This window comes from Desulfosporosinus hippei DSM 8344 (genome assembly GCF_900100785.1).
Classification (GTDB): domain Bacteria; phylum Bacillota; class Desulfitobacteriia; order Desulfitobacteriales; family Desulfitobacteriaceae; genus Desulfosporosinus; species Desulfosporosinus hippei.
Genome location: NZ_FNCP01000023.1, coordinates 19,961 through 39,604 on the forward strand (window position 1 = coordinate 19,961; position 19,644 = coordinate 39,604).

The window sequence follows — 19,644 nt, forward strand, 5'->3', positions numbered from 1 at the left end:
GCACTATCTTGCTGCAGTACACCAGCCCTTGTCACTTTCTTAACATTTAGCACTTTTTTGCTTTAGGGCTGTTTTTTCTCCGCTCATCCTCTGGGGTAATTCCCATATACTTCTTGTATAGTCTGGAGAAATAACTTGGGTTCTGGTACCCTACCCTATAGGCTATATCTGTAATTTTAAAATCTGTATTGACTAATAGTTTTCGCGCTTGGGTCAGTCGATAATTAATCAGGTAAATACTAAAGTTTTCGCCGGTTACTTCTTTAAACAAGCGGCTGAAATACTCAGGAGACCGATACACCTGGCCGGCAACATCCGCCAGGGAAATGGCTTTGTCGAAATGTTCATGAATATAAATTAAGGCCTTTTCAATAAATTGATTGTTGGTATCAATATGCTCACCGGCATACTCTGTCAAAGCTTTTTGGGCCGCACGTTCCAACTGATCCGCAATTCTTGGTCTGTCATATTGGGTATAACGATCCTCTTCGATTTTTACCAGTATTTCAATTAATTCCGAGCTTCGTAACTCAGACTTTAAGATGTATTCCTTAGCACCACAGGTAATTGCTTGTTTAGCGTAGGAAAAATCAGCGTAATTTGTCAAGATAACAAATTCCGTCTGAGGCAGTACTTTCTTTATATTTTTCATCGCCGTAATTCCATCCATTTTCGGCATCCTGATATCCATGATCACCACATCAGGCTTCTCTTTCACAGCCAGCTCTTGGGCCTGCAAACCATCAGAGGCGATTCCAACAATCTCTAACTTGGTATTTTTATCTTTCAGACAATAGTTCAGCCACTCCCGAATGGGCAGTTCATCATCTGCAATGACAATTCTTAACATAGTTCCTCCTAAGCATAGTGTAATTTAAGAATCACTATAGTTCCTTCCGGTTCATTCTGTTCAATGGTCAGACCGTAGGCGCCTCCGTAAAGAATTCTAATTCGTTCATGCACATTTAAAATTCCTACTCTGCTCATTTGAACCTCTTTATTAAAGATCTCGGTAATTTTCTCTTGGCTCATGCCGATTCCGTTGTCGGAAATCTTGATATATAAATCATCATCTGCTAATTCAGCTTCCACCTTAATCACAATCAATCGATTGACCTGCAAACCGTAAAAAATAGCATTTTCAATAATTGGCTGCAGGATAAAGGAGGGAATCTGAGCATTTAAGGTGTTTTCTGCCAGTAAAAATTCTACGAGAAAGGCGTTGGCATATCTCATCTTTTGCAGAACTACATAGTCCTCCAAATGCTTAACCTCATCCCTTAACAGGACGAATTCATCCCCGCGGGACAGTACCCTGCGCAACAGCTTAGAAAAATGATAAAGCATCTCCTCAGCTTCTTTGTTTTTCCCCATTTCCACATAAAAGCGAATAGAGCTTAAGGTGTTATAGATAAAATGGGGGTTAATTTGAGCTCGCAAAAAATCAAGCTCCAGCAAACGTTTTTGTCGTTCATTGTTGATGTTTTCTTTAAGCAAAAAATTCACCCGCTGAATCAGTTCATTAAAGGAAATGGAGATTTCCGAAAACTCCTTATAAGTACTATCCTGAATTTGAATGGAAAGATTACCATCGTTGAATTCAGTCATTTTGTTTCTGAGTAAACTTAAGGGTTCCGCAATCTTTCTTGCGACAACGCATAGTACCACACCCGTCAGTAAAGTGCATAAAATCCCAAAGGCAATTAAAAACAGCTCAATTTTTTTGAGCGGCAGCAAGGCACTTGCTAAAGAAACCGACTCCACAAGGTACCAGCCGCAACCGCTGATCGGTTGAGAAATAAAGAGCTTATCATCTTGCAAATAATAGTTATTCAGCTTGTTTTTGCTATTGGCTTCCACAAAGCTATTCAGCTTTTCAGTGATTTTATCTTTATCCTGGTGAGAAATGATCAGCCCATCCTGGTCAACGATAAAGAAATCTTTTTCTTCATTGGTCAAGCGAATATAATTATCACCCAGTAGTTTTTCATTGACGTTTAACAAGAGCACCCCATAGTCTTGTTTGGAAATATAGTCTTCAACTTTTCTGGCTACCTGGAAATAATAATTATTTCCCCCTGTGGAGGTAAAGTAAGACTTGATAGGAAAAATTTCACTACCCTGTCCATTTTCCAGAACTTTGTCTAAGGCTGCTAAGTCAGCCTCCTGATTGGAGGACATGGAATAGGAGGTGGAATAGGTATTGCCGCGCTTATCGATCAAATGGGCGTCGATGAGCATGGCCGTACTTCGATAAGACCAGATGTAACCTGACATAATTCCTTCAATTTTCAGAAGCTGTTCCTTGTTGGCCCTCTCTCCGTCAGAGCTTTTTTTCAGTGATTCAATAATACTTGTATCATAGGCAATGCGGCTGGCCAGAACTTCAACATCCTTTAATTCTTGATTGATCCTGATGGCAATCTGCTGAAGCATATTAGTGTTCAGCTGAATCACTTCTTTGAGAATCACTGATTCCGCATATTTATAAGTCGAATAGGCCAAAAAGGCAATGAGGCATTGGAGAATGATAAACAGCATAATGAATAACTGCAGAATTAAACTTCTTTTTTTCATTTGCAATTTTCCTTCAATCTGGGATTCTTGCGCGAAGCTTCTTAAGAAATAAATTCGACAAGGCTTGGAATTACCCTTCCGCCCTTGTTAAAGTGCAACAACTATTTAGGACTTATAATCTAAGCAACATTTTGCTTTAGCGACTAGGGTAGAGTTCCCCATAAAAATATGACACCCCCAAAGTATTTTGGTGACGTCATATTTTTATGGGAACCTGGAAAACGAGTACCAAAGCAAATTTTAAGTTATTGGCACCAGTCATGTAGCTCACTTTAGGGCGATCCTAATTGTCAGCCCCCCGCACAACTCCCATAACTCTACGCAGAGATCGTCACGCCGGTTTCGTAACCAGGTGGGGCAACAACCTCAAAGAGACTCATACGGCCTTTAAGATTGCACCAAAGTATGCATGCTAAGCAAAAGGCGCCAATCAACTGATCGGCGCCCTTAGTTAATCAGGCGATTTTTGTGATTTTTACTCCGCAAGCTTTATACTCATAGGTCTTGGATACCTTATCCGCAGCTGCATTGGTTAAGACATTCGTAGGGGTCTCCATATAATGGAATGTCATAAAAATCATCCCCTGGGGTACCCGCTCAGTTATGCGGATTTTCGTTTCCAGTTCTCCCCGCCGGGAGGCCACCTTAACACGTTCCCCCTCTTTAACGTCCAGGTGTTTAGCATCTAAGGGATTAATCTCAGCAAGTTCTTCGGGAGCATAACTTTCCAGAGCTTCTGAATTTTGGGTAAACACGTTGTAATGAGAGAGTTTGCGTCCGGTATTTAATACGAAGGGATACTCTTCATCCGGCAGTTCATTGGCTGCCTGATACTCTATAGGCATAAAGAGTCCTTTACCGCGAGAGAAGGTTTCTTGATGGAGGACCTTGCTCCCGGGATGGTCCAGACCCGGCACCGGCCACTGCAAGCCTTGCGTCCCCAGACGTTGGTGAGTAATTCCGGCATAGAGAGGGGTAAGGCTGGCTACTTCCTGCATAACCTCTTCGGAAGAATCATAGGAGGATAGATAACCCATACGGTTGGCAAGTTCAATAATGATCTCCCCATCCGTCCTAGCCTTGCCAATGGGCTTGATGGCCTGATTAACCATTTGTACCCGCCGCTCCGCATTGGTAAAGGTGCCGGTCTTCTCGGCAAAACTGGCTCCCGGCAGCACCACATCGGCCAGTTTTGCTGTCTCTGACATAAAGATGTCTTGAACAACAATGAAATCCAGGGACTCTAAGCCTTTGCGGACATGATTGGCATCGGCATCAGTGATGACAGGGTCCTCACCCATTATATACATGGCACGCAGATCTTTGTTAATGGCAGCTTTGAACATATCGGGAAGCATGAGTCCCATATTAGGATCGAGGGAAACGCCCCAGGCTGCTTCAAATTTCTTGCGTACCTCCGGATTTACCACCTTCTGATAGCCGGGGTAATCGCCGGGCAGAGCTCCCATATCGCAAGAGCCTTGCACATTATTTTGTCCGCGCAAAGGGTTAACTCCGGAACACTCTTTACCAACATTCCCCGTCAGCATAGCCAGGTTGGCCAGACTCATTACATTGTCCGTACCGGTGGTGTGCTCCGTAATCCCCAAGGTATAGAAAATCATGGCCCGGTCTGCCGTAGCATAAATCCTGGCCGCTTCCTCAAGTTGTTCCACAGGAACCCCGGTGATTTGACTTACTGTTTCCGGCGGATAGTTGGCCAGATTATCCCGGAACTTAGCAAAACCTTCCGTCCTTGCTTCAATAAAGGAAGGATCTTCCCAGCCATTAGCCAGGATAATGTTCATGATGCCGTTAATAAGGGCGACATCCGTCCCCGGGCGAAGTCTTAACCAAAGATGGGAGCTCTCCGCCAGCTCAATCTGCCGGGGATCGACGACGATCAGCTTGGCTCCTTTGGCTAAGGCTTGTTTCATCTTTGTCCCCACGATCGGGTGGGCTTCCGTAGGATTTGCTCCGATGACGAACATCACCTGGGCATTGGGAATTTCTTCGAAGGAGTTAGTTGACGCTCCCGAACCAAAGGAAACGGCCAGACCGGCGACTGTGGGAGCGTGGCAGACCCTGGCGCAATGATCAATATTATTGGTTCCGATAACCCCACGCATAAATTTTTGCATGAGGTAATTTTCTTCGTTGGTGCAGTGGGCCGAACTTAAGGCCGCCAGAGCATTTGCCCCGTAATTTTCCTTGATTTCGCGGAACTTTGCCGCCACCAAATCTAACGCCTCATCCCATTCCGCGGGCACCAGCACCCCATCTTTGCGAATCAAAGGGGTGGTTAAGCGGTTCGGGTTATAAATCATATCCATTCCGAAGCGGCCTTTGACACATAAAGCTTTGCCGTTGACCGGGGCATTGGGATTTGAGGTAACCCCAATTACTTTGCCGTCTTTCACATTGAGATCAAAGTTACAGCCTGTTCCACAAAACGGGCAGGTTGTTTGAACTCTTTTCACTTCCCAGGGACGTCCTTCGCCAATCATCTTCTTCTCGCTTAGTGCACCTACCGGGCAGACTGAAACACATGAACCGCAGAAAACACACTCGGATTCGTGATAAGGAAGATTAAAAGCCGGACCTACCTGAGTATCGAACCCCCGGAAGGAAAAATCCAAAACGCTCCGGCCTTGTATCTCCTCACACACTCGAATACATTTGCCGCACAAGATACATTTATTAGGATCCCTGACAATGAAGGGATTCCCGTCGTCCAGGGGCAGTCTGCGGCGTTCGCCCTGATAAAGTTTTCCGGTAACACCATATTCATAGGCGTACTTAGCCAAAGAACAATCCCCCATCTTTTGACAAGTCATACAATTCAAGGGATGATTCGTCACCAACAGCTCCAAAATAGTTTTTCGGGCTGCCCGGACTTTGGGATTTTGGGTTTGCACCACCATGCCCTGGACTGCTTGGGTTACACAGGACGGAGGAAGATTGCGCATTCCTTCGATTTGGACAATACACAAACGACAGGAACCAGCAGAGGTAAGTTCCGGGTCATTACACAACGTAGGAATTGGAATATCATGCATCCTACAGGCTTCAAGTACGGTCGTTCCCTGGGGTACGCTCACTTCGCGTCCATCAATTGTTAAGGTAAACCACTCCAAAATATCTCACTCCTCATTTGTAATCTTAGCAATATCGCCTATATTACTTAAAAATCACCAATACGTTGTTTTTCTGCTTAAACAAAGTATTGGTGATTTTAAAACGTTAGAGACTTGGTCTATACTCCATAAACACATGTGCCGCAAACAACCAGGAACTTACTCCTTTATCGTACATAATATAATGGTTATAAAACAATATAATATAACGCTTATGAAACTTATTATAGCCTGTTTTGTACATATATGCTAGTCATAACTTTGACTTTTATGGGAAAATTCACACAAGAATCACATTCCATTACTTTCCAGTAACTCCCGGAGTAAATTCATGCAGACAGCTTCTTCCAAGGATGACGGGTGCTAAAAGCCCAAAAACAACAATTTCAACTGGTTCAACAACAACTGCAGCAAGCCCTTCAACAATTAAAGGCGTCCTCCTTTCACTATCTAACAGTGGAGAGAGGACGCTTTAGTATTAGCTCAACCCTTTATCTATGCCTTTAACCATTATTAAATAGTATATCTAGGATGAATTGCGCCCGTTCCTCCTGTGGGATACCTAATAGAAGCACCGCCTGGCTGTAGTTCAAATTTGGATTCGGATACGAATTTGAGGAGTTAGCAAAACATTCCTCTAAAACCCCGGATTTGTCAAAGTTTTACTATCACTAACGGTTACAATAATATTCTAACGGCTTGTTAGACTCTTTTAATAGCTCCAAAAGCTGCAAAACATGAATTCTTGTGTAGCAGTTCAATATGGTCAAATCCAACTTTTCGAAGCAAGTCCAATTGATATGTGACGGAACGAGGCGAATCCTCTTTGTCAATATAGGAAAATACGTTGTTTTTATACTCCTCTCCGCCAATTGAGCACAAATATGCTCCATATCTATCCCACATCATCTTTTGAACTTGCTTGGTTTCATGGGATACTAAATCCGTAATCCAAACACTTCCGCCTGGTGCTGTCAATCTATAAATCTTATGGAACACATTTTCCCAGTCTTGATCATCTCGCAGGTGATGTAAGACAGCAGCAGCCAGGATAATATCGTACCTTTGGTCCGGTAAATCGAGCATGCGGAAATCACATTGAAATGTTCTGATTTCACCCGAATTGGCCGCCGCAATCCTAGTATGTGCCCTGTCGAGCATAGGTTGACTTAAGTCAACAAGGTCACAATCAAAGGGACTGGCATACTGAAGAAGTTTTAAAGTGTTGTTGCCGGCTCCACAGCCTATATCCAGGACTTTTTTGATGTCTGTAGTACTTGATACCGCAGCTTGGGTAATTAACTCCATAGCAAGCGGAGCATCGACTGTGGAAACCTGTCCAGTATCAAGACTTGAGAAACGATCAACATCGTTGTCAAATCGCTTCCTGATGTCTTCTAAAGTTGACTTATCTTTAAAATGTGTTTTCATATTAATCCCTCCCAGGTGGTTGTAACGTCATAGGTCATCACATCCTCCGCCCAGAGTGTATCCGACAACTCCCACTGTAGGACAGGTTCCGCCGGGAAATGGATAGCCTTCTGCTCCCGCATAATTATACACCTCTTGGTTGGCAGCTCCGCTTTGAATACATAAAGTATGGTTAGCTTTATCAAGCTTGATTCCCTTCATCGGACTGACATCTATCACCAGGGCGAGATTTCCTGTCGAGTATCCTTCACAGAACGCCCCTATCCAGGGGCGTTCTGTTGGTGTCAGTTCAGAATGCATCGTTCAATATAATCCTCAGATAGAAAGAGCTCTCATCTTAACGAAAAGAATCAGATTCCATTGCTTTCCAGGAAATCCCGCAGTAAATTCATGCAGACAACCTTGCGATACTCTGCGGAAATTCTCCCCCTGATGGGAAGGATTGCCTGATCATAGGCTCTCAGATATTCTTCCTTAACAGCTTTTTTGGCTTCTTCAATAGTCTTACCACTAAGCATAGCGTCAAGATCAGGCCGTCTGATCACAACCTCGCTGATTGCCCCGAAGGCAGTCTGACAGTTGACAATCCTGCCGCCCTCTATCTCAAGGATGCCGGCAAAGGATACCCTGGAAATTGCCAAGGCATTTCTTGCCCCAACCTTCTTGTAATAGTAATTATTGAGGCCGATTTTAGGCATCAGAATCTCCGCCAGAAGTTCATCAGCCTGCAGGGACGTTTTATTTCTGCCCAGATAGAACTCACTTATGGGAATGACTCGTTCCCCTCTGCTGCTGACCAGGCGCAGTTTAGAATCCGTGGCCCAAAATACCAAGGCACTGTCCGCTTTAGGGGAGCCATTGCAGATATTGCCGCCAACCGTGCCCAGGTTGCGAATGGCAGGTGCCGCTATCTGGGATACAGCTGCTTTCAAAATTGCCGGAGCCAGCTCACTTTCTTGAATAGCTGTAAAAGTACAGGCAGCTCCAATCCGAATATATTCTCCATCCTCAGTGATTTTTTTCAGTTCAGATAGATTGTTCAGGAAGAGATATCCGGCCTTTTCATCCCCTTTAATCATCAAATCAGTTCCTCCGGCGTAAGGAGTGACTGCCTCCCGGGCCCGGATTGCCAGGGCTTCCTGCAAGGATACCGGATGATAACTCTTTACCATAGTCCTTTCCCCTCCTCTGCGGCAATGCTGATTGCCTGGACAATGGCATTATAACCGGTACACCGGCAAAGATTCCCGGAAATACCGGCCCGGATCTCAGCTTCCGTAGGGTTGGGATTTTTCGCCAGTATGCATTCAGAGGCCAAAATCATACCGGGAATGCAAAACCCACACTGGACAGCACTGACTGAGGCATAGGCCTTGTCCAGAGCTGCAAAACGCTCAGTTTCACGGTAGCCCTCAATGGTGGTAACTGTACTTCCTTCAATACTGCCCAGGGCTACCAGACAAGAGTTGACCAGCTGGCCATCCAGAATGACTGAGCAAGCCCCGCATTCACCTTCTTTACAACCACACTTAACTCCGGTAATCCGGAATTCCTGGCGCAGGACATCGAGCAAACGCTGGTTTGCTTGGGCCTGCGAGACGACCTCTTGGCCATTAAGTCTAAACTTGACCATTACTTTAGCCCCCCTTGTAAAACTCTCATGGTATCTTCCGGCGTGAAGGGCGCTTTATTCAAGTTAACGCCCAAGGCGTTTTCCATGGCTTCTACATAAGCCGGAGCCGCACCAACGAGAGGAAGTTCACCGGCACCTTTGGCCCCATAAGGACCGTGGGTATAGGGATTGTTAATGATTTTTGTGACAAGATTGGGCACATCCAGGGCTGTCGGAATGATGTAATCGCTCAAACTGTTGTTGCGAATCATTCCTTGTTCGTTGCAATTCATCTCCTCCATGGAAGCATAGCCAATCCCCTGGAGAAAACCGCCTTGCATCTGTCCCAAAATAATATTCAGATCTACAGGAACGCCTACATCGAAAGTACCCCAGGCGCCCAAAATTTTGGTTGTGGCGGTGAGGGTATCAACTTCCACTTCTATGGCATTTACCGACCAGGAATAGGTAGGATAGGCATCCCCCTTGAATTCTGTAATGCTGAAGGGAATGACAAAATCAGGCTCAACGAAATGTTCTTCAATCACTTGTTCTTCCCCGGCTTTCCATTCGTCCTTAAGCCTCTCTGCCGCCCGCCTGAGCAATCCCCCGACGGTCATCAGGGAACGGCTGGCTACTGTGGGGCCAGAGTCAGGAACCCGGTCCGTATCCGGATTTTCTATTAAAACCCTATCCAGGGAAATTCCCAAGGTATCGGCCACAATTTTACTAAAAGTAGTTTTCAGGCCTTGCCCGATATCCGAATTACTGGCCAGGATCTCTACCGTCTCATCCGGGTTTTTTCTGATCCTGACCACGGCCTTAATGATGTCCCGTTCTCCGCTGCCGGTGAAGCCACAGCCATGGAAGAAGAGAGACATCCCAATGCCTTTGCGGTAGCGGCCAGTCTGATTTCTGTACTGCCGGCGTTTTTCCCGGTAATTAGTCAACTCATCAATCTGCTCAATCATTTCCGGCAAGGGTACATGGAAATGATATTTACCGCCGGTAGACGTAGCATCCCCCTGCTTAACCATATACTTTTGTTTAAGTTCCAGGGAATCCAGACCCATTTCCTTGGCAAGATGATCCATCATCATTTCTACAGCGAAAAAGGTCTGAGGAGCACCAAAACCCCGGTAGGCACCGCAAGGTACAGTATTTGTCTTAACCGCCCTCCCGACAACCCGGAGATTGTCCAGGCGATAGACACCATTGGCACAGATCAAGCCCCGCTGCAGGACAACGGGAGAAAGGGTGGTATAGGCACCGCTGTTGAAGAGGACATCAATATCCATCCCGGTAATTTCCCCATCTTTGACCGCAACTTTGTAGGTACAAATGGACGGGTGACGTTTGGAAGTAAACTCCATGTCTTCCCGCCGCTCAAAGATGACCTTGACCGGCTTGTTGGCTTTTTTAGCTGCTACTGCAGTTTGGCAGGCGAGGATGGAAGGGAAAGCTTCCTTACCGCCAAAGCCCCCGCCGGTGACATCCTGGATGACCTGTACATCCTTCTCCTCATAGCCCAGGGCCTTAGCGACTGCACCGTGGACATAATAAGGACACTGCAAAGAACCGCGGACAGTCATGCGCCCATCATGGGGATAAGCAAGCATGCCCTGGGTTTCCAGATAAGCCTGCTCCTGATAACCGGTTTGAAAGGTCTCGATGAACACCCGATCCGCTTCTTGTAAAGCCTTCTCCATATCTCCTTTGGCATAGTTATACTTGAAGAAAACAGTATCCGATTTGAGCATATCCAGAACCGGCACCAGTTCTTCATAGACAACAACAATCTCCTTCAGGATTCTCTCCACTTGTTTAAGCTCCGGGCCCACAACCATCAGAATCGGGTCACCCACATATTCCACCGTATCCTCAACAAAAACCGGGGTGTCATCCTGAACGATATGCACCTGATTGATACCCGGAACGTCATTCTTATCCACCACATAATAGCCCTCAGGCAACTGGGGCAGCAGGATACTGGTAATGCGTGCCTTGGCCTTAGCAGAGTGCAGAAGTCTCCCCCAAAGCATATCATCCAGGACATGATCATCCACGTATAGAGCACGACCGCTCATTTTAGCATCATGATCCTTTTTCTTCACAGGTTTACTTATCGCTTCCATAAAGCCCCTCCTCTTTTAATAAATTGACCATAGACCACCAACCACTCGCCTCTGTACCTCTAACATGGCTAAAAGCAGTTCTCAAAGATTATGGGTTTGAATTCGAATCTTTGATCATCCAGGTAGTTTACCAGTTTATCATAATCTTCCTTTGTGTCTGTATCGATCAGGCAGCCCAAGTCGTCCACAGGAACTGTTGCTATTTGGGTGGCAAGCTTTTTCCAGACTTCACGCAGACCGCCTTCTCCTTCAAAATTGAGAATGAGATCTCTGCATTGCCAGGAAATCAAAGGCGGATGTTTGCGCTGTCCCTCAATGGTCGGAAAGGCCACCAGGGCCTGAGTTCTGAGCATAGCCTCTTTTACTGCCCTGAAAGTCCCTGTCTGAATGGCCGGCATATCTCCCGGCAGAAGATAAAAAGCAGCACAGGGCTTAAGGGCAGAGACCCCGATTTTTATCGACGTCAACATGTCAGTTTCTGCATAGTTTTGATTATAGGCAAATTGCAGCCGGGAACCGGCATATTTATCAGCCAAGTAAGCTTCAACTTCTTTGCCCCGATAACCCAAGACGAGGATAACTTGATTTACACCGGCGCGAAGCATACTGTCAATACAGTATTCAATCACTGTTTTGTCTTTCAATTTCAAAAGCGGTTTAAAGGCAGGCATACGGCTGGATAACCCGGCAGCTAGGATGATGCCGTTAATTTTCATTTGCACCTCTCGCTTTCTAATTAAACAGTCCTTTAATTTTATGCTTCTGCTTGCATTAATTAAACAGTCTTTTGATTCTTATGCTTTCTCTTGCTTGATGATTAAACAGTTCTTTGATTCTGATTCTTTCTCATGCTTACTTCTTGTCTGTTACTTAGTTGGTGGCTTTTTATAAAAGGTATCTTGCAAGGGCAGCTGAGCACGGAACTTGCCATCCAATCGATAATAAGCATGAGAGCAGGCCGGAGCTGTGGGAATCAGGCATAATTCTCCAACCCCTTTTGCTCCATAGGTTTCAGGGATTTTCCCTTTACCTTGCACAAGGATAACCTCCAGGTCCGGAACCTCCGTGGCCCTCATCAGTCCTAAGGTACCTAGTTTGGTCTTGGGATAACCGCCCTCAACCTTGAACTCTTCCGTCACAGCATAGCCTAAGCCCATCACGATACCCCCTTCAATCTGTCCTTCAACGGACTGGATATTCACGGGGGTTCCCACATCAAAGGCTGCCACGACTTTCTCGATTTTCCCTGTTTCATTAAGAATAACAACTTGAGCTCCGTAACTATAACTCACATGACTGATGGGATTCTCTTTTACAGCTCCCATGGGATCCGTTTGGGCAGAATAATCTCCATAAAACTCTTTACCTTCCAAATCAGCCAGGGTTAAGCCTTGATCCAATTCTGCTTTCAATTTTTCCGAGACTCGTCTTACGGCTTCCCCTGTTACCACCGTCTGCCGAGAAGCGGTACTGGTCCCTGAATTAGGCGTACGCAGAGTATCCGCTCTTTCGTGAACGATCAGAGCCGGATCTATTCCCGTAGTCTGACAGAGCACAGTGGCACACATTGTGCCAATTCCCTGTCCCATACAGGCTGCCGAGGTGCGAATATGAACTTTGCCCTCCTCAATGGATAAAATACAGCGGCCGATATCCTTCTTGCCCACACCTGTTCCGCTGTTTTTAAATCCTATGGCCAGACCGGCATAGGGATTTGATTCATAGACATCCTTAACAGCTGCCAAACATTCTGCCATGGCCACACTTTCATCCGCTACCTGCCCATTAGGCAAGATTTGCCCGGGACGGATTGCATTGCGATAACGCATTTCCCAGGGGGAGATACCCACCATTTCCGCCAGTAGGTTAATATTGTTTTCCGTGGCAAAGCAGCTTTGGGTTACCCCAAACCCCCGGAAAGCCCCGCCCACAACATTATTGGTATAGACAGACATGCCAAAAATATCAATATTTTGATAATTATAGGGTCCCGCGGCATGGGTGCAGGCCCGGTGCAACACAGGGCCACCCAGGGAGGCATAAGCCCCGGTATCTGCAATGATAACCCCTTTCATCCCTGTCAAATAACCATTTTCGTCACAAGCTGTGGTGAACTCCAATTCCATGGCATGCCTTTTTGTATGATAATCCAGACTTTCCTGCCTGGAAAATTTAACTTTGACTGGTTTTTTGGTATGCCAGGCCATTAAGGCTGCATGGTGTTGCACACTCATATCTTCTTTGCCGCCAAAGCCGCCACCCACCAGTTGGGTACGACAATGCACTTTTTCCGGGGGGATCTCCAGCATCATGGAGATTTCACGCTGCTCATCATAGACGGACTGGGAACCGGAATACAAGAAAATACCATCCTCTCCCTCGGGCAGGGCAATGGCACATTCCGGTTCCAGGAATCCATGCTCCTGAAAGGGGGTTTTATATTTTCGGGTTACCACATATTTGGAATTCTTAATGGCTTCCGCCGCATTACCCCGCTGCAGACTGGCACGGCTCATGACATTCCCATCCTCGTGGATTAAAGGGGCATCAGCCTTTAAGGCATCTGTGGGGCAAGTTATGGGCTCCAGTTCGGTATAGTCTATTTCAACTAGTTGGCATACTTCCTCCAGTTTGTCTTTATGATAAGTTGCTACTAAGGCCAGGGCATCTCCCACATATCTGGTGGTACCGCCTTGAGCAATCATAACATCCCAGTCCTGCTTGGCATGTCCAATCAGATTATTGGGGACATCTTTGGCCAGCAAAATTTTCACACAGTCCGGATGAGCTTCAGCTTTGCTGATATCAATTTTTTCCACAATAGCTCTGGGATATTTGGAACGCACTGCCTTAGCATAAATCATGCCCGGCAGAACAAGATCATCGACAAAAACCCCCGTTCCATTGACTTTTTCCGTTACATCGATACGTTTAAATTTCTGAGCCACTTTTAGCTCCCTGGGTGTACTGGGGATTTCCAGCTTATCCCTAAAATAGTCCGCAGCCCTTAAAATAGCTTCTTCAATTTTCTTATACCCGGTACAGCGGCAAATGTTGCCTTTGATGGCTTTCTTGACATCCCCTGGGGTGGGATTGGCATTAACATCCAACAAGGCTTTGGCGCTGATGATCATGCCCGGAATACAAAAACCGCACTGAACCGCACCTGCTTCTCCAAAGCAGTGTTCATAAACAGCCTTTTCTCTCTCACTCAAGCCTTCAACCGTAAGAATCCGTCTTCCTACGAACTTGGATACTTTCTGCACGCAAGCCTTAAGGGCTTTGCCATCCACTAAAACCGTACATGTCCCGCAGGCCCCTTCACTGCAGCCATCTTTTACCGAAGTAATTCTCAAATCATCTCTTAAAAAGAGTAATAAAGATTTGTCACTCATAGCAACGACATTTTCACCATTGATATTTAAGGTAAACATAAATAACCTCCTGTCTGACAATGATTTAACAGCTGGTGTTATGAATCATTATAAGTAGGAGGTTATACTTCATCAAATTCTTTCTCAAAAGCACTCGCTATATATAAAGCCGTCTTCTAAAACAATTTGTTAAATTCATCCTTGGCGTATTGGCGCACCTTCAGCTCAAACTGCTGGTATTTTTCCAGGAATTCAAGCCCTTCTTTTGTCAAATAAGTCTTGCCGCCTTTACTGCCGCCATGTTTCCTTTCGACCACTGCATACCCTAACTCTTGTTCCAGCCCGTTGAGCATATTCCAGGCTTTACTATAAGACAAGGCAATATGCCTGCAGGCACTTCGGACAGAGTTTGTTTCTTGAATCAAAAGCAACAGCAACTTTGTTCTGGAATCGAAAAACAAAAATTCTTTTTCAATACTTATTCTCACAAAGGGGTGCAAAATATGCTGGTTGTGTTTTTTTAAGAGGAGATCCAAGCGATCAATGTCGTCCATATCTCTGAGAACACCCTCGTCGTCGATATCCATCCATTCTCTTTCGATCCCCAGACTGCGAATGGCTCCCCGCATTCCCAAACTTCCATTATATTCCAATATCTTAGGGATCAACTCTGAAGCCAGCAAAAGAGGATGACCCCCTTTCCCCTGATAGGATGGTGAAATTACCTTTGCCCTGCATTCCATCATCTTGCGAAGAGTCTCTGGGGTAAACATGGGAATATTAACCGGATTGAAGAGTACCTGATCACATTTATGCTGTAAAAATCTCAGCCCAATTTTGGCGGAATCAAACATCTGAGAGTTCTCATATTGTATATTTGGCAAAAAGATGACTCCATAATCCGCTAAATCATGTTCGATTTCTCCTGTTTCGCTTCCGGTAATGACGACAATCGGGGAAATTTCAACTTGTTGAAAGGTTAAAACAATTCTTTTCACTGCAGTAATAGAGCCAATTTTCCAGAGTGGTTGTCGTTGGTCTCTATCTGAAGTTTTTCCGGCAGCCACAATAATTCCGCCTGTTGTTTTCTTTGCTTTTCTTTCCATACTCTTACCCCGTCCGGTAGTGGCCTGTTTAAAAGTTGGCTTTACCGATTTATTATCAAGAATACATATTAATGATAAACAATTCAGACAAAGATGTCCATGGCTTTAACCTGGTTCCCATTTTAAAAGGATCTACATACTTATATTGGGTAATAATCTTTCCCCGTTGAATCCACTCTTAGTTGCAGTAGTTACATAATGCCTAAAGACTTATAAGGAGATTTTAGAAAATGGAATCAAGCGAAGAATATTTTGCCGTATTTTTTACCACTTCCGGAGCAATAAGATTTCATAGGTTTTTACGCAACAATACCATTCCGGCTGAAGTTAAGCCGGTACCCAGAAATCTGAGCACAAGTTGTGCCATAGGCATTGAGTTTTTCTATAAGGGTAATTTAAGTCTGTTAATCATCCAGGATATTAAACAAATCTACATTAAGCAAGGCAATCAGTACATTTTAAAGTACGCCAAAGGCCACTAACTGCCTGGTTTAAACGAAATATTTAAAAATCCCGCAATCACTTGCGGGATAAAGTAGTCTCTGGTGCGCCACCCCAGATTCGAACTGGGGACCTGCCGATTAAGAGTCGGATGCTCTACCAGCTGAGCTAGTGGCGCATTTGGTAGCCCCAACGGGATTCGAACCCGTGTTTCCGCCTTGAGAGGGCAGCGTCTTGGGCCTCTTGACTATGGGGCCATGCAATTTTGGCTCCGGGACTAGGATTCGAACCTAGGCTATGTGATTCAGAGTCACACGTGCTACCACTACACAATCCCGGAAGACTAACTGCCTTCCAAATCAGCAGTCATCACTAAAACAATATGAATGATCATTTGCTTTAGATTATGTCACGCCCTCTATTATAGTTTATTTATTACTTATATGCTAGTCATTTTTTAATTTTTTTTTTATGACTCCGGGGCTTAATTCGAAATTTCGCAGTCCCTTCCCCTTTAAAGTTTCTGAATATAGTCAACGGCCTTTTCTAAACGTTCCAAGCATTTCTTTTTCCCTAATAAAGCCATAACGTCAAACAAACCCGGGCTGACGGTCTGACCCGTCAAGGCTAGTCTGGTCGGGTGAATAAGGGTGCCGCCTTTAATCTCAAGTTCCTTCATCAATTGGCGATAGGCACTTTCCACCCTTGCCACATCAAACCCATCCAGGGTTGCCAAACACGCTCTGCCCTTGGCAAGCAAATCAGCCACGTTTTCTTGTTTAACAAAGTATTTCTCGCGGCCTTTTTCATCATAGGCAACAATATCCTGAAAAAAGTAACGACTTGCTTCCACCAGTTCTCTTAGAGTTCTTACTCTTTCCCTGACCGTGTTTACGACGTCACGAATGTAATCTTGCTTATCTTCTGCTTCCCTAGGAGTGATTAGACCCGCCTGAATGAAAAAGGGTATGGCTTGCAGCGTAAGGCTATCTAAATCACAAGTGGTCATATATTGGCCATTAAGCCAGATTAATTTTTGAACGTCATAGACCGCAGCGGTTTTGGATACTTTTTCGAGGGCAAAAGCCGGGATGGTTTGGTCTGGGGAGATGAGTTCACTCTGCTCCCCTGTGGGAGCCCAGCCCAGAAGGGTCAAATAGTTGACTAAGGCTTCAGGAAGACAACCCATCTCTTGGAATTCTCCCACAGAAGTTGCGCCGTGTCGCTTGCTTAACTTACTGCGATCCGGTGCTAAAATCATGGATAAGTGGGCAAAGGAAGGGATTTCGTATCCCAAGGCATCATAGATAAGATGTTGCTTAGGGGTATTGGACAAATGTTCTTCAGCCCTAATAACATGACTAATTTCCATGGCATGGTCATCGACGACACAGGCAAAATTATAAGCCGCCGTTCCATTGGATTTCATTATGATAAAATCATCAAATTGCCCCAACTCAAAGCTGACTGTTCCTCTAATAATGTCTTGGACGATAACTTGACCTCTTTCCGGCACTTTAAGCCGGATCACTGAAGGCTGCCCCTGATCCAGGCGCTCTTTAACCTCCTCCTCCGATAAATTCCGGCATTTCCCTGAATAACGAAAGGGTTTACCCTCCTGCCGTTGCTTTTGACGTTCTTCTTCTATTTCTTCTCCCCTGCAAAAACAATGATAGGCTCTTTTCTCTTGTATTAAGGTTTGAGCGGCCCTTGTGTAAAAGCCTTGTCTTTGAGATTGAAAATAGGGGCCAAAATCCCCACCTTTTTCTGGGCCCTCATCCCAGTTAATCTTTAACCACTTCAGGCTATCCAGAATTTGCTGAACAGAATCGTCGATAAGCCGTTCGGCATCCGTATCCTCAATTCGAAGGATTAATGTGCCGTTATGTTTTTTGGCAAACAGCCAGTTGAACAAGGCTGTTCTTGCTCCCCCAATATGCAAATAGCCTGTAGGGCTGGGGGCAAATCTTACTCTGACCTTTTCCATAGTTAACTCTCCCATACTTAATTGTCTCTCCTCATACTGCTTAAGGTATTTTCGTTACTTTATAAATGTTTAACAGAATTGATCATCATTTTTAGATTATCATTAGTTATTATAATTTAATTATATATCTGTGCTTGTCCAAATATCAAGCTGCGCGACACATGAAGGAAAACTTCCATCTTTCCCCGCAAACCGAACTTGTTCTTTTTACAAAATAAAAATCCCAGGCCGTAGAGCCCGGGGCTGATTTGCAGAATCCTCTTAAAACTAAGCGACTTATCTTCAAGGTACAAACACTAACAAAAGCGACTAAATCTAGGGCACCTCAGACAATCCCATTTTATTGTTTCACATTTAACCGATTAAAACAGGTCTTAACACCCTCTTCAGCTGTTACCTTCAAACCTTCCTTTGACGCTCCAAAAGCTCTTTTGCGGACAGCGTTTCGCTGACGATGGGTTTGAGATTCTTTTCCTACTAAAATACTCGGTGGTTTTCTAATACACTGCACGAAATAAGAATAGCCGGAAGATAATAGGTTATAGTACATAAATAATGTTTTTAGGGATTAATAGCTCTTTACACACACTTCTTGTAAGCACCTATTCAGAAAAAAATTGCATTACCAGGATGCCATAGCTCTAGAGCCTCTTTTTCTCGGGATATAATTTCCTCTATTTGCATATAATCCACTTCTCCCCTCTAAGAGCCTATTTATAAGAATACAATTGTAGTTGGGTTTTATCAAATTAATACTGTGTTACATAATTGAATCAAGTATATATGACAACTAGTATTTTATGAATGTGAAATCTAATATGAGGGTAGGTCAGATAACATGGCAATTATTACTTTTCTTATTATTGGTTGGATCTTAAATTTATTCAAATTCGAACAATTGTTTATTCAAGCTTTTAAAGAGCTATTTGGCAAAGATATGACAAAGGCTACCTACTATTTCTCGTTTTTGTGTGTAGGAGTTTTCGGTGAAATAGTTCTATTTTTTCAAGGTGCTTACTATGAATATTTCTTACATCGCTGAGACAACGTTCAAGTCAGTAGTAATTCAGATAGAAGTGATAAATCAATGGAATTAGATAATAATAACCACTCAGTATTTCTTATGTGATCTTTTCTGTCAATTCGATTCACCAATCACCAAATATTTCAAAACTATGCTAAAGGGCGTCAGTCAGTAATTATACTAACTGGCACCCTGGATTTCTCAAACATTGGGTATTGTTAAAACCGCCCGCTAAGTGGGTGGTTTTGATTAAAATCAATTGAGGCATAACTCAAGTCAATCCGACTATTTTGCTGCTGCTTGGTCAGCTGGGATCTGAACCAATCTACCCAACTTTTTAGCACCAGCATAAACCACATAGGTATCGCCTAGGATATCAGACAATCCCTGCTTCCGGGGATGAAACGCACAAACCAGATACCCCAGGTAGGTACCAAGCAACTGTGCCAGTATTCTTCCGGCAACTTCCCGCATGATGACTGTAAGCCAGCTAAGAGGATGTCCGTCCTTCCTTACGACTTTAATTCCCATGATCATTTTTCCCAGCGTTTGTCCAAAATACATAGTCATCAATACAAAATATAGGCTTCCCCAGATACCGGGGAAGAGTGAATTCATGAGAATAAATGATTTGACTGTTGTTGTTTCCAGACCTGACGGCCATACCAGGCGGAAAAATATCTGACTGCTCATAGCAATGACCAACAGATCAAGGATAAAGGCAAAAAATCTGGTCCAAAATCCCACGACTCTCAGAGTTATAACGTTTCCACTTTCCATTAACTGATTGCCGCTGTGCTCATTAATGATATCCATTGAT

Annotated in this window: 14 protein-coding genes, 3 tRNA genes and 1 pseudogene; 1 reads left to right on the forward strand and 17 read right to left on the reverse strand. The window is 44.5% G+C overall.

What is annotated here, in order from left to right:
• Positions 1-46: 46 nt before the first annotated feature.
• The 12 genes and pseudogenes from BLS16_RS17120 to BLS16_RS17175 form a co-directional block, all read right to left on the reverse strand.
• Positions 47-850 carry a response regulator transcription factor gene (locus BLS16_RS17120; protein ID WP_092334885.1) on the reverse strand — a complete coding sequence of 268 codons (804 nt, stop codon included), beginning with the start codon at positions 848-850 and terminating at the stop codon, positions 47-49.
• Positions 851-858: 8 nt separating this feature from the next.
• Entirely contained in the window at positions 859-2,577 is a 1,719-nt protein-coding gene (locus BLS16_RS17125; RefSeq protein WP_092334886.1) for a sensor histidine kinase, read from the reverse strand.
• Positions 2,578-3,032: 455 nt separating this feature from the next.
• On the reverse strand, positions 3,033-5,714 hold the full coding sequence (gene fdhF, locus BLS16_RS17130) for a formate dehydrogenase subunit alpha (RefSeq protein WP_092334887.1): 2,682 nt from the start codon (positions 5,712-5,714) through the stop codon (positions 3,033-3,035).
• A 521-nt stretch (positions 5,715-6,235) separates the two neighbouring features.
• Positions 6,236-6,334, reverse strand: a pseudogene (locus BLS16_RS17135) (DUF3102 domain-containing protein); the annotation flags it as partial.
• Positions 6,335-6,416: 82 nt separating this feature from the next.
• The gene (locus BLS16_RS17140) at positions 6,417-7,145 is read right to left on the reverse strand and encodes a class I SAM-dependent methyltransferase (protein ID WP_092334888.1); all 729 of its coding nucleotides are present in this window, start codon (positions 7,143-7,145) and stop codon (positions 6,417-6,419) included.
• 27 nt (positions 7,146-7,172) lie between these two features.
• Positions 7,173-7,445 (reverse strand): FAD-binding protein, encoded by a 273-nt coding sequence (locus BLS16_RS17145; protein ID WP_092334889.1) that lies wholly within the window; start codon positions 7,443-7,445, stop codon positions 7,173-7,175.
• A 50-nt stretch (positions 7,446-7,495) separates the two neighbouring features.
• On the reverse strand, positions 7,496-8,317 hold the full coding sequence (locus tag BLS16_RS17150; RefSeq protein ID WP_092334890.1) for an FAD binding domain-containing protein: 822 nt from the start codon (positions 8,315-8,317) through the stop codon (positions 7,496-7,498).
• Positions 8,311-8,778: a (2Fe-2S)-binding protein gene (locus BLS16_RS17155; RefSeq protein ID WP_092334891.1), complete on the reverse strand. Its 468-nt coding sequence runs from the start codon at positions 8,776-8,778 to the stop codon at positions 8,311-8,313. The genes BLS16_RS17150 and BLS16_RS17155 overlap by 7 nt, the downstream gene beginning before the upstream one ends.
• Entirely contained in the window at positions 8,778-10,892 is a 2,115-nt protein-coding gene (locus BLS16_RS17160) for a xanthine dehydrogenase family protein molybdopterin-binding subunit (protein ID WP_092334892.1), read from the reverse strand. The genes BLS16_RS17155 and BLS16_RS17160 overlap by 1 nt, the downstream gene beginning before the upstream one ends.
• A 68-nt stretch (positions 10,893-10,960) precedes the next feature.
• Positions 10,961-11,608, reverse strand: a complete 648-nt coding sequence (locus tag BLS16_RS17165; protein WP_092334893.1) for a nucleotidyltransferase family protein — start codon at positions 11,606-11,608, stop codon at positions 10,961-10,963.
• 150 nt (positions 11,609-11,758) lie between these two features.
• Positions 11,759-14,326 carry a selenium-dependent xanthine dehydrogenase gene (gene xdh, locus BLS16_RS17170; RefSeq protein WP_092334894.1) on the reverse strand — a complete coding sequence of 856 codons (2,568 nt, stop codon included), beginning with the start codon at positions 14,324-14,326 and terminating at the stop codon, positions 11,759-11,761.
• Positions 14,327-14,442: 116 nt separating this feature from the next.
• Positions 14,443-15,372 carry an NTP transferase domain-containing protein gene (locus BLS16_RS17175; protein WP_092334895.1) on the reverse strand — a complete coding sequence of 310 codons (930 nt, stop codon included), beginning with the start codon at positions 15,370-15,372 and terminating at the stop codon, positions 14,443-14,445.
• A 230-nt stretch (positions 15,373-15,602) separates the two neighbouring features.
• On the opposite strand from BLS16_RS17175, the gene BLS16_RS17180 reads away from it, so the two are divergent.
• On the forward strand, positions 15,603-15,854 hold the full coding sequence (locus BLS16_RS17180; protein WP_092334896.1) for a putative Se/S carrier protein: 252 nt from the start codon (positions 15,603-15,605) through the stop codon (positions 15,852-15,854).
• 61 nt (positions 15,855-15,915) lie between these two features.
• Here BLS16_RS17180 and BLS16_RS17185 read toward each other — a convergent pair.
• The 5 genes from BLS16_RS17185 to BLS16_RS17210 all read right to left on the reverse strand — a co-directional run bounded on the left by BLS16_RS17185 (position 15,916) and on the right by BLS16_RS17210 (position 19,640).
• Positions 15,916-15,991: transfer RNA gene (locus tag BLS16_RS17185), tRNA-Lys, on the reverse strand.
• A gap of 3 nt (positions 15,992-15,994) precedes the next feature.
• Positions 15,995-16,070: transfer RNA gene (locus BLS16_RS17190), tRNA-Glu, on the reverse strand.
• A 9-nt stretch (positions 16,071-16,079) separates the two neighbouring features.
• A tRNA-Gln gene (locus BLS16_RS17195) sits at positions 16,080-16,153 on the reverse strand.
• A 174-nt stretch (positions 16,154-16,327) separates the two neighbouring features.
• A complete protein-coding gene (gene gltX, locus BLS16_RS17200) occupies positions 16,328-17,800 on the reverse strand; it encodes a glutamate--tRNA ligase (protein ID WP_207649771.1) in 1,473 nt (490 codons plus the stop codon).
• 1,309 nt (positions 17,801-19,109) lie between these two features.
• The gene (locus BLS16_RS17210) at positions 19,110-19,640 is read right to left on the reverse strand and encodes an RDD family protein (RefSeq protein ID WP_092334899.1); all 531 of its coding nucleotides are present in this window, start codon (positions 19,638-19,640) and stop codon (positions 19,110-19,112) included.
• Between the last annotated feature and the right edge of the window lie 4 nt (positions 19,641-19,644).